The sequence below is a fragment of the Halomonas rhizosphaerae genome (assembly GCF_030012485.1).
Classification (GTDB): Bacteria; Pseudomonadota; Gammaproteobacteria; order Pseudomonadales; family Halomonadaceae; genus Halomonas; species Halomonas rhizosphaerae.
The window spans coordinates 16,242-30,788 of record NZ_JASCQQ010000028.1 but is presented as its reverse complement, the minus strand read 5'-3'; the positions used below and the strand labels follow the sequence as shown (position 1 = coordinate 30,788).

Annotated in this window: 16 protein-coding genes; 12 read left to right on the top strand and 4 right to left on the bottom strand. The window is 63.6% G+C overall.

Annotation, left to right across the window (positions count from 1 at the left end; translation table 11 throughout):
* Positions 1-30 precede the first annotated feature (30 nt).
* The 3 genes from QLQ86_RS13135 to QLQ86_RS13125 all read right to left on the bottom strand — a co-directional run bounded on the left by QLQ86_RS13135 (position 31) and on the right by QLQ86_RS13125 (position 2,617).
* Positions 31-825, bottom strand: a complete 795-nt coding sequence (locus tag QLQ86_RS13135; RefSeq protein WP_282735347.1) for a MetQ/NlpA family ABC transporter substrate-binding protein — start codon at positions 823-825, stop codon at positions 31-33.
* Between the two features lie 99 nt (positions 826-924).
* A complete protein-coding gene (locus QLQ86_RS13130; RefSeq protein WP_280548073.1) occupies positions 925-1,578 on the bottom strand; it encodes a methionine ABC transporter permease in 654 nt (217 codons plus the stop codon).
* Entirely contained in the window at positions 1,559-2,617 is a 1,059-nt protein-coding gene (locus tag QLQ86_RS13125; protein ID WP_282817242.1) for a methionine ABC transporter ATP-binding protein, read from the bottom strand. The genes QLQ86_RS13130 and QLQ86_RS13125 overlap by 20 nt, the downstream gene beginning before the upstream one ends.
* 476 nt (positions 2,618-3,093) lie before the next feature.
* Between QLQ86_RS13125 and QLQ86_RS13120 the strand changes: the two genes are divergently transcribed.
* The 6 genes from QLQ86_RS13120 to upp all read left to right on the top strand — a co-directional run bounded on the left by QLQ86_RS13120 (position 3,094) and on the right by upp (position 7,997).
* Entirely contained in the window at positions 3,094-3,723 is a 630-nt protein-coding gene (locus tag QLQ86_RS13120) for a riboflavin synthase subunit alpha (protein ID WP_282817241.1), read from the top strand.
* Positions 3,724-3,939: 216 nt separating this feature from the next.
* Positions 3,940-5,244, top strand: a complete 1,305-nt coding sequence (locus tag QLQ86_RS13115; RefSeq protein ID WP_282735343.1) for an NCS2 family permease — start codon at positions 3,940-3,942, stop codon at positions 5,242-5,244.
* A 37-nt stretch (positions 5,245-5,281) separates the two neighbouring features.
* A complete protein-coding gene (locus QLQ86_RS13110; protein WP_282735342.1) occupies positions 5,282-5,827 on the top strand; it encodes an adenine phosphoribosyltransferase in 546 nt (181 codons plus the stop codon).
* Positions 5,828-5,832: 5 nt separating this feature from the next.
* Entirely contained in the window at positions 5,833-6,312 is a 480-nt protein-coding gene (gpt, locus tag QLQ86_RS13105; RefSeq protein ID WP_282735341.1) for a xanthine phosphoribosyltransferase, read from the top strand.
* A gap of 3 nt (positions 6,313-6,315) precedes the next feature.
* Positions 6,316-6,999, top strand: a complete 684-nt coding sequence (gene ung / locus QLQ86_RS13100) for a uracil-DNA glycosylase (protein ID WP_282817240.1) — start codon at positions 6,316-6,318, stop codon at positions 6,997-6,999.
* A gap of 368 nt (positions 7,000-7,367) precedes the next feature.
* Positions 7,368-7,997: a uracil phosphoribosyltransferase gene (gene upp, locus QLQ86_RS13095; RefSeq protein ID WP_282735339.1), complete on the top strand. Its 630-nt coding sequence runs from the start codon at positions 7,368-7,370 to the stop codon at positions 7,995-7,997.
* Between the two features lie 125 nt (positions 7,998-8,122).
* Here upp and QLQ86_RS13090 read toward each other — a convergent pair whose 3' ends face one another.
* Complete coding sequence (locus tag QLQ86_RS13090; protein ID WP_282735338.1) at positions 8,123-8,251, bottom strand: hypothetical protein; 129 nt, start codon at positions 8,249-8,251, stop codon at positions 8,123-8,125.
* Between the two features lie 113 nt (positions 8,252-8,364).
* On the opposite strand from QLQ86_RS13090, the gene QLQ86_RS13085 reads away from it, so the two are divergent.
* Genes QLQ86_RS13085 through QLQ86_RS13060 form a run of 6 tightly spaced genes read left to right on the top strand, consistent with a single transcriptional unit; the run spans position 8,365 to position 14,409 of the window.
* Positions 8,365-9,453 carry an ABC transporter ATP-binding protein gene (locus tag QLQ86_RS13085; RefSeq protein ID WP_282735337.1) on the top strand — a complete coding sequence of 363 codons (1,089 nt, stop codon included), beginning with the start codon at positions 8,365-8,367 and terminating at the stop codon, positions 9,451-9,453.
* A gap of 1 nt (position 9,454) precedes the next feature.
* The gene (locus QLQ86_RS13080) at positions 9,455-10,555 is read left to right on the top strand and encodes an ABC transporter ATP-binding protein (RefSeq protein WP_282735336.1); all 1,101 of its coding nucleotides are present in this window, start codon (positions 9,455-9,457) and stop codon (positions 10,553-10,555) included.
* A complete protein-coding gene (locus QLQ86_RS13075) occupies positions 10,548-11,429 on the top strand; it encodes a carbohydrate ABC transporter permease (RefSeq protein ID WP_282735335.1) in 882 nt (293 codons plus the stop codon). Before QLQ86_RS13080 ends, QLQ86_RS13075 begins: the two co-directional genes overlap by 8 nt.
* A 1-nt stretch (position 11,430) precedes the next feature.
* Positions 11,431-12,324, top strand: coding sequence for a carbohydrate ABC transporter permease (locus tag QLQ86_RS13070; protein WP_282735334.1), 894 nt, complete (start codon positions 11,431-11,433; stop codon positions 12,322-12,324).
* Between the two features lie 12 nt (positions 12,325-12,336).
* Entirely contained in the window at positions 12,337-12,609 is a 273-nt protein-coding gene (locus QLQ86_RS13065; RefSeq protein ID WP_282735333.1) for a DUF2160 domain-containing protein, read from the top strand.
* 57 nt (positions 12,610-12,666) lie between these two features.
* Positions 12,667-14,409 (top strand): ABC transporter substrate-binding protein, encoded by a 1,743-nt coding sequence (locus tag QLQ86_RS13060; RefSeq protein WP_282817239.1) that lies wholly within the window; start codon positions 12,667-12,669, stop codon positions 14,407-14,409.
* The last annotated feature ends 138 nt before the right edge of the window (positions 14,410-14,547 follow it).

The following is a 14,547-nucleotide window of genomic DNA, read 5'->3' as shown; positions in this document are numbered from 1 at the left end:
GCGCGCCTCGCGGCAGGCAATCGAGTTGCCTTACTTCCAGCCGGGAACAGCCTGTGGTCCGAACAGTTCGTCTGCCTTGGCCTCGACCTCCTCGGTCTGGTAGGCCTTGACCAGCTGCTGGATGGCCTTGCGCTCCTCGTCACCACCGCGCACCACGATCAGGTTGACGTAGGGAGACTCCGCGCCCTCCTTGATCAGGGCGTCGTCCAGGCTCAGCCCGGCCGGCTGGGCGAAGGTGTTGTTGATGAAGGCCATGTCCACGTCGGGCAGCACGCGGGGCAGCTGGGCGGCCTCGATCTCGCGGAATTCGAAGTCACGCGGGTTCTCGGCGATGTCCAGCGGGGTCGCTTCCAGGAATTCCGGATCGTTGAGCTCGATCAGCCCCTCGTTGTGCATCAGGATCAGTGACCGACCCTCGTTGGAGGGGTCGTTGGGCAGGGCGATGGTGGCCCCGTCCGGAAGTTCCTCGATGCTGTCGTACTTCTCGGAGTAGGCGCCGATCGGGTACACGAAGGTATAGCCGGCGATGGCGAAGTCGTAGCCGCGGTCCTCGACCATGGAGCGCATGTAGGGCTCATGCTGGTAGGCGTTGGCGTCGAGGCTGCCGTCAGCCAGGGCGGCATTGGGTGTCACATAGTCAGTGAACTCGATGATCTCGACCTCGAGGCCGTACTCGCGTTGGGCAATCTCGGCGGCCACCTGCATGACGTCGGTCTCGGGCCCCGCCACGGTGCCGACCTTGATGGAATGCTCGTCGGCCAGGGCGGTGCCGGCGCCGAGGGTCAGGGCGGAGGCCGCCAGGGTGCCGATCAGGCTCTTGCGCATGTTGTGGTTCTCCTCGTTAAAGGTGTCGCAGACTCGGTCACGATGATAGTGGAATAACCAGAGAAACTGTAATGCATTTTGGTTATCAATCCGAAAGAATCACTTGTGGTCGCTCTTTCGCACCAGATAATCGCCCAGGCTCTGGAAGCCCTGGACCATCACCACCAGGATGACCACGGTGATCAGCATGATGGTGGGATTGAAGCGGTTGTAGCCATAGCGGATGCCCAGGTCGCCCAGGCCGCCGCCGCCCACGGCACCGGCCATGGCCGAGTAGCTGACCAGGGTGACCGCGGTCACCGTGAGTGCGGTGAAGATGCCGCCGCGCGCCTCGGGGACCAGCACCTTGGTGATGATCTGCCAAGGCGTGGCGCCCATGGACTGGGCGGCCTCGACCAGTCCTGGGGGAATCTCGTTGAGGGCGCCCTCCACCAGGCGCGCCACGAAGGGGATGGCGGCAATGGTCAGGGGCACGGCGGCGGCATTGGTGCCGATCGACGAGCCGACCAGCATCCGCGTGAAGGGGATGATCGCCACCATCAGGATGATGAAGGGGATCGAGCGACCGATATTGGTAATCGCCCCCAGCACCCGGTTGAGCGTCGGCTCGGCCAGTATCTGTCGCGGCCGGGTGACGTAGAGCAGCACGCCCAGCGGGATGCCCACCAGGGCCGAGATCACACCCGACACGCCCACCATGTAGAGCGTATCCAGGGTGGCCTTGAGAATCAGGTCAATCATCGCGCTGGACATGGCCGAGCACCTCCACCTGCAGGTCGTGGGATTCGAGATAGTCGAGGGCTTCGCGGGTCTTCTCCGCCGGGCCCATCAGTTCGGCGATCATCAGCCCCAGGGTGCGCTCCTGGATCGACTCCACCTTGGCCTGGAGGATGCTGACGTCCACGCCGCACTCCCGGGCCAGTCGCGAGATCAGCGGGGTCGAGACGGCGTCGCCCGAGAAGGCCAGGCGAACCACCGGATGGCTGTGTGGCCCGGGGGTCTCCTCGAGGCGCTCGATCAGGGCGCGCGGCGGGTCGAGCTCCAGGAAATCGTTGAGGAAGTCGCGTCCCAGGCGGGTGCGCGGTGCGGTGAAGAAGTCACCCACGTCGGCCTCCTCGACCAGCTCGCCGTCGGAGATCAGGCTGACCCGATGGCAGATAGACTTGACCACTTCCATCTCGTGGGTGATCAGCAGGATAGTCAGGCCGAGCTTCTGGTTGATGTCGCGCAGCAGGTCGAGGATCGATCCGGTGGTGTGGGGGTCCAGGGCCGAGGTGGCCTCGTCGCAGAGCAGCACCTTGGGGCGGCTGGCCAGTGCCCGGGCGATGGCCACGCGCTGTTTCTGGCCGCCCGAGAGCTGTGCCGGGTACTGCTTCGCCTTGTCGGCCAGGCCCACCAGTTCCAGCAGGGGCGTGACCCGCTCACGGATCTCGCCGCGCTTCATGCCCATCAGCTCCAGCGGCAGGGCCACGTTGGCGAAGACCGTGCGTGAAGTCAGCAGGTTGAAGTGCTGGAAGATCATGCCGATGCGGTGGCGAGCCTGGTTGAGCGCCGCGCCGGAGAGGGCCGTCAGCTCCTGGCCGTCCACGGTGACGGTGCCGGTCGTGGGGCGCTCGAGCAGGTTCACGCAGCGGATGAGAGTGGACTTGCCGGCACCGGAGAGGCCGATCACGCCATGGATCTGGCCTTGGGGGACGTGGAGGTCGGCATGCTTGAGTGCCGTCACGGCCGAGGCGCTGCTGCGCCGCCCCCTGGGGTAGTAAGTCTTGGAAACGTCGTGGAGTCGAATCATCACAGCCGCCGGTGGGGCGCCGGTCGAGCATCGGGCGGGCGGGGCAGTGGGCAGGCACGAAAAAAAGGCCACCCTGGCGGGTGGCCATCAACGCTGGACACACCCTTTTAGCTGCACTTCACGCCGTGGGCTGCCTCGGGGACGGTCCGCGACGTCGGCGCCCGCAATCCGGGTACAAATCGGCGCCTTTAAAATGTAGCTGCCTATCCTAGGTTTCGAACGACCGTATGTCAATGAGAATGGGAGATGATGTCGTTAAGAACGCTTTGCTCTGGTGGGATTTCCTGCCTTACGGCATAATGCTGGAACATATTCGTGGTGGCGTGGCTGTCGTTGGAGGCTGGCACTTGCTCTTCGCATCTCACTCCTTTCTCCTTGCCCCTTGCCCCTTGCTGCCATGGACGTCGTCCCCGGGGTTTCCTAGACTGGCGATCTTTCTCCGGCCCGGTCGCGGTCGGCCAGCACGAGGAGCGTTCATGTTCACAGGCATCGTACAGGGCACCGCCGAGGTGGTGGCCATCCATGAGGCGGAGGCCTTTCGTACCCATGTGCTGGCGCTGCCGGCAGAGCTGCGCGAGGGCCTGGTGCTGGGCGCTTCGGTGGCCCACAACGGGGTCTGTCTCACGGTCACCGCCATCGATGGCGAGCGGGTCAGTTTCGACCTGATGCGCGAGACCCTGCGGGTGACCAATCTTGGTGCGATCACGGTGGGCGACCGCGTCAATATCGAGCGGGCGGCGCGCTTCGGCGACGAGATCGGCGGCCATGCCATGTCCGGCCACGTGATGGCCCTGGCCGAGCTGGTCGAGCTCGACGAGGCCCCCAACAATCGCCGCCTCTGGTTCGAGGTGCCCCATGCGCTGGGCCGCTTCCTGTTCGACAAGGGCTACATCGGGGTGGACGGTATCAGCCTGACCATCGGGCAGGTGCAATCGGCCACCACTGACCACGGCCCGCGGTTCTGCGTCGACCTGATTCCCGAGACCCTGGCTCGTACCATTCTGGTGGATCGGGTTCCGGGTGACGCCATCAATATCGAGATCGATCCCCAGACCCAAGCCATCGTCGAGACGGTGGAGCGGGTACTGGAAGCGCGAGGCGTGTGATACGAACGATAGAACCTGACCGTTCCGTCAAGTCTTCGTTGGTGGGTCGGGTGGCGAATGGCCCGCAAGTTGCTTAACTAGGTGGGACCGTGCTGCCTGTGGTCACCCGGGCGCCTCGCCACACGCCGAGGCTTTGGGTACCATAGGCGGCTTTTCTCGCGGGCTTTCTCGCACCCCAGGACCATCGCAACGTCCACGCGCGCAGGAACGATAACCATGCTGAAACGCCTGATCGACAACCAGTTCAAGCTGGTCGAGCACAAGACCGATGTGAAGACCGAGGTCATCGCCGGGATCACCACCTTCCTGACCATGGCCTATATCATCTTCGTCAACCCGAGCATCCTCTCCGAGGCCGGCATGGACTACGGCGCGGTCTTCGTCGCCACCTGCCTGGCCGCCGCGGTGGGCTGCCTGATCATGGGTCTGTGGGCCAACTACCCGATCGCCCAGGCGCCCGGCATGGGCCTCAACGCCTTCTTCACCTACGGCGTGGTACTGGGCATGGGGTACACCTGGGAGGCAGCGCTGGGCGCGGTCTTCTTCTCCGGCTTCATCTTCTTCCTGCTCAGCATCTTCAAGGTCCGCGAGTGGATCATCAACTCGATCCCGCTCTCCCTGCGCTTAGGGATAGCCGCCGGTATCGGGCTCTTCCTGGCGATGATCGCGCTGAAGAATGCCGGCATCGTGGTGGCCAATGAGGCCACCTACGTGGCCCTGGGGGATCTCTCCGAGCCCGCTGCCCTTTATGCGCTTCTGGGCTTCTTCGTGATCACCGCACTGGCCTACCTCAAGGTCACCGGGGCGGTGATGATCGGCATCCTCGGCGTCACCGTGCTGGCGATGGTCCTTGGCCACAACGAGTTCGGTGGCTTCATGTCCATGCCGCCCGCCATCGCGCCGACCTTCATGGCGCTGGACCTGGCCGGCGCCCTGGACGTGGCGATGCTCAGCGTGATCTTCGCCTTCCTGTTCGTTGACCTCTTCGACACTTCCGGCACCCTGGTCGGCGTGGCCCACAAGGGTGGCCTGCTGGACAAGGACGGCAAGCTGCCGCGCATCGGTCGCGCGATGATGGCCGACAGTGGCGCGTCCATGGCTGGCGCGGTGCTGGGCACCTCCACCACCACCAGCTATATCGAGTCCACTGCCGGCATCGCCTCCGGCGGGCGCACGGGCCTGACTGCCGTGGTGGTGGCGGTGCTGTTCCTGATCAGCCTGTTCTTTGCCCCGCTGGCGGGCTCCATCCCGGCCTACGCGACCGCCGGGGCCCTGCTCTATGTGGCGGTGCTGATGGCCGGCAGCCTGGCCCATGCCAACTGGGATGACCCGACAGACGCCGCGCCGGTGCTGATCGCTGCACTTGCCATGCCGCTGACCTTCTCGATCGCCGAGGGCATCGCGCTGGGTTTCATCAGCTACGCTGCGATCAAGACGCTCTCCGGGCGCTTCAAGGACCTGAACCCCGCGGTGATCGTGCTGGCCCTGCTGTTTGCCGGCAAGTTCCTGTTCCTCGACTGAACCTACTGACTGCACTCACTCACCGAGACTCGTATTGATGAGCATCTACGGCGACTACATCAAGTCCGTGATCCGCACGGTCCCCGACTGGCCGCAGCCGGGCGTCAACTTCCGCGACATTACCCCGCTGCTGCAGAACAGTGCGGCCTTCCGCAAGCTGGTCGACAGCTTTGTGCATCGCTACCAGGAGATGGACCTCGACGCCATCGCCGCCATCGATGCCCGCGGCTTCATCATCGGTGCGCCGCTCGCCTACGAGCTGGGCTGCAGCTTCGTGCCGGTGCGCAAGAAGGGCAAGCTGCCGTTCCGCACCATCAGCGAAACCTATACCCTGGAGTACGGCGAGGCCGAGGTGGAGCTGCACTCCGATGCCTTCCAGCAGGGGGATCGCATCCTGATCGTCGATGACCTGATCGCCACCGGCGGCACCATGCTGGCCGCGGCCAAGCTGATCACCCGCAGCGGCGGGCAGGTCGTCGAGACCGCCACCGTCGTCGACCTGCCGGACCTGGGCGGGTCCCAGCGCATCCGTGAAGCGGGCTACGGGGTCTTCTCGGTCTGTTCCTTCACCGAGGACGAGTGAACCTCATGAGCACCCATCGCTACCACCAGCACTTCACCGTTTCCTGGGATCAGCTGCATCGCGACGTGCGCGAACTCTGCCATCGTCTGATCGAGCGTGACTTCAAGGGCATCATCGCCATCACCCGCGGGGGGCTGATTCCTGCAGCACTGATCGCCCGTGAACTCAATGTGCGCCTGATCGATACCGTCTGCATCAAGAGCTACGATCACATGGATCAGGGCGGCCTGGAGGTGATGAAGGGCGTCGATCACGAAGGGGAGGGCTGGCTGCTGGTCGATGACCTGGTCGATACCGGCCGCACCGCCAAGACCGTGCGCGAGATGCTGCCGAAGGCCCACTTCGTGACCATCTATGCCAAGCCCGAGGGCAAGCCGCTGGTCGACCAGTACCTCACCGAGGTGGCCCAGGACTGCTGGATCCAGTTCCCCTGGGACATGGGTGTGGCCTACGTCGAGCCGCTGGTCGACCAGGCGAAGCGCTGACCCATGGCCTGTCCACTTCCCGACAGCTGGCAACAGTGGCTGGGCGACGAGTTCGAGGCGCCCTACATGCAGGCGCTGCGCGACTTCCTGGCCGCCGAGAAGGCCGCCAGGAAGGTGATCTATCCGCACTCGGCGGACTGGTTTCGCGCCTTCGATCTGACGCCGCTGGATCGGGTCAAGGTGGTGATTCTCGGACAGGATCCCTATCACGGACCGAACCAGGCCCATGGGCTGTGTTTCTCGGTGCGCCCGGGCGTGCGCGTCCCCCCGTCGCTGGTCAACATCTACAAGGAACTGCAGGCAGACGTGGGCTTCCAGCCGGTGGATCACGGCAACCTCGAGCATTGGGCACGCCAGGGGGTATTGTTGCTCAACACCTCGTTGACGGTGGAGCAGGGCAATGCCGGCTCGCACCGTGGCAAGGGTTGGGAAACCTTCACCGACCGCGCCATCGCCACAGTGAGCGAGCATGCCGAACCCTCGGTATTCCTGCTGTGGGGCAGCCCCGCACGCAAGAAGAAGGCGCTGGTCGATACGTCGCGCCACCTGGTGCTGGAATCGCCGCATCCCTCACCGCTCTCCGCCCACCGCGGCTTTTTCGGCAACCACCACTTTTCCCGGGCCAACGCCTTTCTGGCCGAGCACGGGCGTGAGCCCATCGACTGGCAGCTACCCACAACGCCTTAGAGCGGTCCTCACTGACCCGAACGAGGGGCGCCAGGGGCAGGCCGGAGAGGAGGTCCTACGCCAGGGGTGAGGAGGATTCCTCCGAACGGGCTGGCCATGGATGGCCAGCACCGGTCCTGCAAGCGGAGCAGGACGCGTGAGCGAAGCAGGGCGTCGGTAGCGTACAGGGAAGTATTCACAGCGCCTCCTCGTAGGCCTGCCGCTGGATCAGCTCCGAGCGGTACTGTAGTGATTTATTGCGGGGTGGCGAGGCGCTCGCTCAGCCTTAACCTCAACGCGGGATGCGGGTAGAATGGCCGTCAATTTGTCGTTGCTGTCCATCCGACGATAGTCGCCACATACCCACCGCCGTCGAAGAGGTTCCTCCCATGAGCGTCCACGCCATCCAGCATCCCCTGGTCCAGCACAAGCTTGGTCTGATGCGCGAAGCCGGCATCAGCACCAAGAGCTTCCGTGAACTGGCCGGCGAGCTGGCCAAGCTGCTCACCTACGAGGCAACCAGCGACCTGGAGCTCCAGGAGCAGGAAATCGACGGCTGGAGCGGCAACAAGATTCCGGTGCAGCTGCTCAAGGGCAAGAAGGTCACCATCGTGCCGATCCTGCGCGCGGGATTGGGCATGCTCGACGGCGTCACCGATCTGATCCCCAGCGCCCGGGTGAGCGTGGTGGGGCTCTACCGTGACGAGGAGACGCTGGAGCCTGTGCCTTACTTCGCCAAGTTCGCCAATGACCTTGACGAGCGCATGGCCATTGTCATCGATCCCATGCTGGCCACCGGCGGCACCATGGTCGCGACCCTGGACATGCTGCGAGAGCGCGGCTGCAAGCACATGAAAGTGATCGTGCTGGTGGCGGCTCCCGAGGGTATCAAGCGGGTTCAGGACAGCTATCCGGACATCGAGCTCTACACCGCCGCAGTGGATGACCACCTGGACGAGAACGGCTACATCGTTCCCGGCCTGGGCGACGCGGGCGACAAGATCTTCGGCACGCGCTGAACGCCACTACGGCTCCTTCCTGTCGCCATCATCCCCTGCACGGCCCAGCAGGGGATGATGGCGTTTTCGTTTCCATCCTGCCTGTCCTGGGTAGCCTCGCCATGTTGCATGATGTTCGTTTTCGATCACATGGTGACATTTCCCGCTATCTGATGTTCTGCCATCTCCCGATCCCATCCGTTAGACAAAAGTTCAATGAATAGCGAAACCATCGCAATATCAGCAAGTTGATCGCCTGTTGAGGTGATAGTCATGCTGGTTCGTGGTGTTTTCGCTTGACGACATTTGTGTTTGAAAGCGAATCTCGGCTACGTTGTGTTCAGCAGTCTCCGAACCCATCACATAACAACGAACCGTCGAGATCTGTATGTCCTTGATCCTAGATAACATCGATCATGTGGTCGGTGGCGCCACTCACATCGCGGGCGTTAACCTGGAGCTACAGCCCGGCTCCTTCAACGTCCTGCTGGGGCGGACCCTGGCCGGCAAGACCACCCTGATGCGCTTGATGGCAGGGCTCGATACCCCGACCCGGGGGCGCATCCTGATGAACGGGGAAGACGTGACCGGACGTTCGGTGCGCAAGCGCAACGTCTCCATGGTCTATCAGCAGTTCATCAACTATCCGGCTCTCTCCGTCTACGACAACATCGCATCGCCCCTCAAGCTGGCCAAGGTCGAGCGCGCCGAAATCGACCGGCGGGTGCGGGCGGTCGCCGAGATGTTGCATATCGAGCACCTGCTCGATCGCCTGCCCCTCGAGCTGTCCGGTGGTCAGCAGCAGCGAACCGCCATGGGGCGTGCGCTGGTGAAGGATGCCGATGTCGTGCTCTTCGACGAGCCGCTGGTCAACCTCGATTACAAGCTCCGCGAGGAATTCCGCGACGAGCTGCGCTCGGTGTTCAGCGAGCGCAACTGCATCGCCGTCTATGCCACCACCGAACCGGCAGAGGCCCTGGCATTGGGAGGCAACACCGCCGTCCTCCACGAGGGGCGCCTGCTGCAGTATGGCCGGACAGAGGACGTCTACCACCGTCCGCAAGATATCCTGACCGCGGAGATGTTCTCCGAGCCTCCGATCAACATCGTGAAGGGGATCATCTCCGGCGCCGAGGTCACCTTCGACAAGACACTGCATTTTCCCATCAACGATGACCTGCGCAGCCTGGCGCCGGGAGAGTATCGCTTCGGCGTGCGCGCCTCGCACATCTCGCTCACGCCTCGGGCCAAGGATGACATCGAGGTGAAGATGACCGTCGACCTGGCGGAGATCAGCGGTTCCGAGACCTTCCTTCACGTTCACAACGACCTCTTCCACATGACGGTACACCTCGAGGGGGTTCACGAGTTCCGTGTCGATGCACCCGTGACGCTCTATTTCCCGACCCACAAGGTCTATGCCTTCGACCGCCAGGGCGCGGTGGTGCATATACCGACTCACCTGGGGGGCATCTGACATGGCGGAGATCACCCTCAAATCGCTGGCCCATACCTACCTGCCCGATCCGCGGTCACCCGAGGACTATGCCATTCGCGAGATGAACCACGTCTGGCACCAGGGCGGGGCCTATGCGTTGCTCGGGCCCTCGGGCTGTGGCAAGTCTACCCTGCTCAACATCATCTCCGGCCTGCTGGAACCCTCCAGCGGTGAGGTGCTCTTCGACGGCGAGGTGGTCAATGCCCTGCCACCCGAGGCACGCAACATCGCCCAGGTTTTCCAGTTCCCCGTCATCTACGACACCATGACGGTCTACGACAACCTGGCCTTTCCGCTGCGCAATGTGAAGACCCCCGAGGCGCGGGTCCATGAGCGCGTCATGGAGGTCGCCGATGTGCTGGAGCTCACCCCCCAGCTCAAGCGCAAGGCCAAGAACCTCACCGCCGACGAGAAGCAGAAGGTCTCCATGGGCAGGGGGCTGGTGCGCGAGGACGTCTCGGCGATCCTCTTCGACGAGCCGCTCACCGTCATCGACCCCCAGCTCAAGTGGAAGCTGCGCCGCAAGCTCAAGGAGATCCACCAGCGCTTCGAGATCACCATGGTCTATGTGACCCACGACCAGCTCGAGGCCTCCACCTTCGCCGACAAGATCGCCGTGATGTACGAGGGCCAGGTGGTGCAGTTCGGCACGCCCAGGGAGCTCTTCGAGAGGCCGAACCATACCTTCGTGGGCTACTTCATCGGCAGCCCGGGCATGAATTTCCTGGATGTGATGACCCGTGACGGGCGCGTGATGGCCGGTAACATCGAGCTGACGGTAGGGCAGGATGTCCACCATGCCGTGGCTCGTGCCCGCTCCACCAACATCAAGCTCGGTATTCGTCCCGAATTCATCGAGGTGCATCCCGAGCCGGTCGAGGGGGGTATGGAGGCTCGGGTGGATCACGCCCAGGACCTTGGGACCTACTCGATCGTCTACCTGACGCTGGGCAGCATGGCGCTCAAGGCGCGCATCGAGGAAGACCAGGAGACGCCGACCGGCAAGGCATGGCTGCGCTTTCCCGACGAGCGACTCGGCCTTTACGTCGACGAATACCGCGTGGAGATCGACCATGAATAAAGTCTACAACAATCGAGCATGGTGGCTGATCCTGCCCATGCTGCTGCTGGTGGCCTTTTCGGCCGTCATCCCGCTGATGACCGTGGTGAACTACTCGGTCCAGGATGTCTTCGATGCCAATACCCGTTTCTTCACCGGCACCGAGTGGTTCCGGGAGATGCTCAACGACCCGGGGCTGCAGGCCGCCCTGGCGCGCCAGTTCGCCTTCTCGCTGACCGTGCTGGCCATCGAGGTGCCGTTGGGGATCGGCATTGCCCTGATCATGCCCAAGAAGGGCTGGCAGGCCTCTGCCGTGCTGATACTCGTCACCATGCCGCTGCTGATCCCCTGGAACGTGGTGGGCAGCATCTGGCAGATCTTCACCCGGGGCGATATCGGCCTGATGGGCTGGAGCCTGCGTGAGCTCGGCTATGGCTACAACATCACCGCGAGCCCGGTGGATGCCTGGGCGACCATCATCCTGATGGATGTCTGGCACTGGACGCCGCTGATCGCGCTGCTCTGCTTCAGCGGCCTGCGCTCGATCCCCGATGCCTACTATCAGGCGGCGCGCATCGATCGCGCCTCGAAGTGGGCCGTGTTCCGCTACATCCAGCTGCCCAAGCTCACCAACGTGCTGGTGATCGGGGTGCTGCTGCGCTTCATGCACTCCTTCATGATCTACGCCGAGCCCTTCGTGCTTACCGGTGGGGGCCCCGGCAGCTCCACCACCTTTCTCAGCCAGTCGCTGACGACCATGGCCATCGGCCAGCAGGACCTGGGGCCTTCGGCGGCATTCTCGCTGATCTACTTCCTAATCATCCTGCTGGTCACCTGGGTGTTCTACACCGCGATCATGAACATGCAGAAAGACGACAACAACAAGGAGGCATGAAATGAGTGATTCATTGCCCACGACCCCCGACGCCGTGCGCCAACGTGCCGCTGCCGCCGATAACCGGCGTCGCCGCAAGGCTCGTCCGGCCTCTCGCCAGTGGCGCCGCCGGGGGCTCATGACCGCCTATATCGTGTTCGTATTGTTGCCGATCTACTGGCTGCTCAACATGTCCTTCCAGTCCAACACCGAGATCCTCGGCGGACTGACCCTGTGGCCCGAGAGCTTCACCCTCGAGCACTATGCCAAGATCCTCACCGAGTCCAGCTGGTACATGGGCTACGTGAACTCGATCGCCTATGTGCTGATGAACATGCTGATCAGTATCGCGGTGGCGCTGCCGGCGGCCTATGCCTTCAGCCGCTACAAGTTCATCGGCGACAAGCACCTGTTCTTCTGGCTGTTGACCAACCTGATGGCGCCGCCGGCCGTCTTCCTGCTGCCCTATTTCCAGCTCTACTACACCGTTGGGTTGTTCGACACCCATATCGCGGTCGCGCTGGCCCACTGCCTGTTCAATATCCCGCTGGCCGTGTGGATCCTCGAGGGCTTCATGAGCGGGGTCCCCAAGGAGATCGACGAGACGGCCTTCATCGATGGCTACAGCTTCCCGAAGTTCTTCGTGAAGATCTTTATCCCCATGATCAGCTCGGGCATCGGCGTGACTCTGTTCTTCCTGTTCATGTTCTCCTGGGTCGAGCTGCTGCTGGCCAGCACCCTGACCTCCACCGGCGCCCAGCCCATCGCCTCGGTGATGACCCAGACCAAGGGCGCCTCGGGGATCGACTGGGGGGCGCTGGCCGCCGCCGGTACCCTGACGATCCTGCCGGGCATCGTGGTGGTCTATTTCGTTCGCAACCACATCGCCAAGGGCTTTGCCCTGGGCCGCACCTGAGGAGGACGCGACATGGAATGGATGGTCTGGACCACCCCCACTACGGTCTTCTTCGCGGTCATCGCCGCCATGCTGGCCGGCATGACGGCCTGGGAGGTCATCTCGCCGACGGTCGAGCGCAAGGGCTTCCTGCCGATCTCGACGACCCGCGGTGACCGGCTCTTCATCGGGCTGCTATCCGCTGCCTATATCCACCTGGTGGTGGTGGGCTTCACCCCGCTCAGCATCTGGCTGGCTCTGGGGGCATCGGGTCTCTGGCTACTGATCCTGATGCGCTGGGGCTGACAGAAACGCATGGAGCCGAATGTCCAGGGACGGACCACGACAACCAAAGAGGTCAACATGAAAGCGACAACAATGCGACTCTCTCTACTGGCGGCCGGTGTCATGCTGGCAAGTGGTGCACTGCACGCCGACGAGCACGACGCGCGCGCCATCGCCGAACGCCTGGTCGATGAACACTTCCAGAACTCGACGCTGTCCCGCGAGGAGCAGATAGAGGAACTGATGTGGTTCGCCAAGGCGGCCGAGCCCTTCCGCGACATGGAGATCAACACCGTCGCCGAAGGCCTGACCACGCACATCTATGAGCGGGATGTGCTGGCCGAGGCGTTCAGCGAGCTGACCGGCATCGAGGTGACCCACAACATCATCGGCGAGGGTGATGTGGTCAACAACATGCAGACCCAGATGCAGTCGGGTCGTAACATCTACGATGGCTACGTCAATGACTCCGACGCCATCGGGACCCATATCCGCTACGGCACCACCATCAACATCTCCAACGCCATGAAGAACGAGTGGGCCGACTATACCCTGCCGACCCTGGATCTCGATGACTTCATCGGCCTGCAGTATGGCACCGGTCCGGATGGCAGCATCTACCAGTTGCCCACCCAGCAGTTCGCCAACCTCTACTGGTTCCGCTACGACTGGTTCCAGCGCGAGGACCTCCAGGAGCAGTTCCGCGACATCTACGGCTATGACCTGGGGGTGCCGACCAACTGGACCGCCTACGAGGATATCGCCGAGTTCTTCAGCGAGCACGTCGGCGAGATCGACGGCACCAAGGTCTATGGCCATATGGACTATGGCCGTCGCGACCCGTCGCTGGGCTGGCGCTTCCATGACTCCTGGCTCTCCATGGCGGGCATGGGCAGCCCCGGTGTGCCGTTCGGCAATCCGGTGGACGACTGGGGTATCCGCGTCAACGAGGAGAGCCAGCCTGTCGGCGCCAGCGTCTCCCGCGGAGGTGCCACCAACTCGCCGGCCTCGGTGTTCGCCGTGACCAAGATGGTAGATTGGCTCGAGAAGTACGCGCCGCCCGAGGCCAGTGGCATGACCTTCGGTGAGGCCGGGCCGGTACCCGCCCAGGGCAATGTCGCCCAGCAGATGTTCTGGTACACCGCCTTCACCGCCGACATGACCGACCCCGACCTCCCGGTCACCGATGAAGAGGGCAATCCCAAGTGGCGCATGGCGCCATCGCCCACCGGTCCGTACTGGGAAGAGGGCATGAAGGTCGGCTATCAGGACGTGGGGTCCTGGACCTTCTTCGACTCCACCCCGGAAGACCGTCGTACCGCCGCCTGGCTGTTTGCCCAGTTCACCGTCTCCAAGACGGTCTCCCTGGAGAAGCTCATGGAGGGCCTCACGCCGATCCGCGAGTCGGACGTGTTCTCCGACCAGATGAGCGAGATGGCACCCAAGCTCGGCGGCCTGGTGGAGTTCTACCGCAGCCCCAACGAGTCCAACTGGACGCCGTCCTCCACCAACGTGCCGGACTACCCGCGCATGGCACCGCTGTGGTGGCAGAACCTGGCGCCGGCGGTCAATGGCGAGATCACGCCCCAGGAGGCGCTCGACAACCTGGCCGGGGATCTCGACAGCATCATGGCGCGCCTGGCACGGGCCGGCGTCTTCGAGGTCTACGCGCCCAACCTCAACGAGGAGCGCGATCCCCAGGAGTGGCTCGACGAGCCGGGTTCGCCCAAGGCGAAGCTGGATGACGAGATGCCGCAGGGCACCACCGTTCCCTACGACGAGATGATGGAGACGTGGATGGCCGCCGGTTCCCGCGAATGATGGGCGGGCGGGTCGCCTGATCCGCCCAACCTTGCCCCGGATGCTCCCGGGGCGGTTCCAGATCGTGTGACCGGTTGCCTGAACGGGACCCAGGGCCCCGCTCGGTGCAGTCCGAGTGGGGCCCGTTGCTTTGAAAAA

Excerpts from the sequence above, each read along its gene's own strand:
- QLQ86_RS13065 (WP_282735333.1), top strand. The coding sequence starts at position 12,337 with ATGGAATGGATGGTCTGGACCACCCCCACTACGGTCTTCTTCGCGGTC.
- QLQ86_RS13060 (WP_282817239.1), top strand. The coding sequence starts at position 12,667 with ATGAAAGCGACAACAATGCGACTCTCTCTACTGGCGGCCGGTGTCATG.
- QLQ86_RS13075 (WP_282735335.1), top strand. The coding sequence starts at position 10,548 with ATGAATAAAGTCTACAACAATCGAGCATGGTGGCTGATCCTGCCCATG.
- QLQ86_RS13125 (WP_282817242.1), bottom strand. The coding sequence starts at position 2,617 with ATGATTCGACTCCACGACGTTTCCAAGACTTACTACCCCAGGGGGCGG.
- QLQ86_RS13110 (WP_282735342.1), top strand. The coding sequence starts at position 5,282 with ATGAGCATCTACGGCGACTACATCAAGTCCGTGATCCGCACGGTCCCC.
- QLQ86_RS13080 (WP_282735336.1), top strand. The coding sequence starts at position 9,455 with ATGGCGGAGATCACCCTCAAATCGCTGGCCCATACCTACCTGCCCGAT.
- QLQ86_RS13090 (WP_282735338.1), bottom strand. The coding sequence starts at position 8,251 with ATGACTATCACCTCAACAGGCGATCAACTTGCTGATATTGCGATGGTT.
- QLQ86_RS13120 (WP_282817241.1), top strand. The coding sequence starts at position 3,094 with ATGTTCACAGGCATCGTACAGGGCACCGCCGAGGTGGTGGCCATCCAT.
- QLQ86_RS13085 (WP_282735337.1), top strand. The coding sequence starts at position 8,365 with ATGTCCTTGATCCTAGATAACATCGATCATGTGGTCGGTGGCGCCACT.
- QLQ86_RS13115 (WP_282735343.1), top strand. The coding sequence starts at position 3,940 with ATGCTGAAACGCCTGATCGACAACCAGTTCAAGCTGGTCGAGCACAAG.
- QLQ86_RS13135 (WP_282735347.1), bottom strand. The coding sequence starts at position 825 with ATGCGCAAGAGCCTGATCGGCACCCTGGCGGCCTCCGCCCTGACCCTC.
- QLQ86_RS13070 (WP_282735334.1), top strand. The coding sequence starts at position 11,431 with ATGAGTGATTCATTGCCCACGACCCCCGACGCCGTGCGCCAACGTGCC.
- ung (WP_282817240.1), top strand. The coding sequence starts at position 6,316 with ATGGCCTGTCCACTTCCCGACAGCTGGCAACAGTGGCTGGGCGACGAG.
- gpt (WP_282735341.1), top strand. The coding sequence starts at position 5,833 with ATGAGCACCCATCGCTACCACCAGCACTTCACCGTTTCCTGGGATCAG.
- upp (WP_282735339.1), top strand. The coding sequence starts at position 7,368 with ATGAGCGTCCACGCCATCCAGCATCCCCTGGTCCAGCACAAGCTTGGT.
- QLQ86_RS13130 (WP_280548073.1), bottom strand. The coding sequence starts at position 1,578 with ATGTCCAGCGCGATGATTGACCTGATTCTCAAGGCCACCCTGGATACG.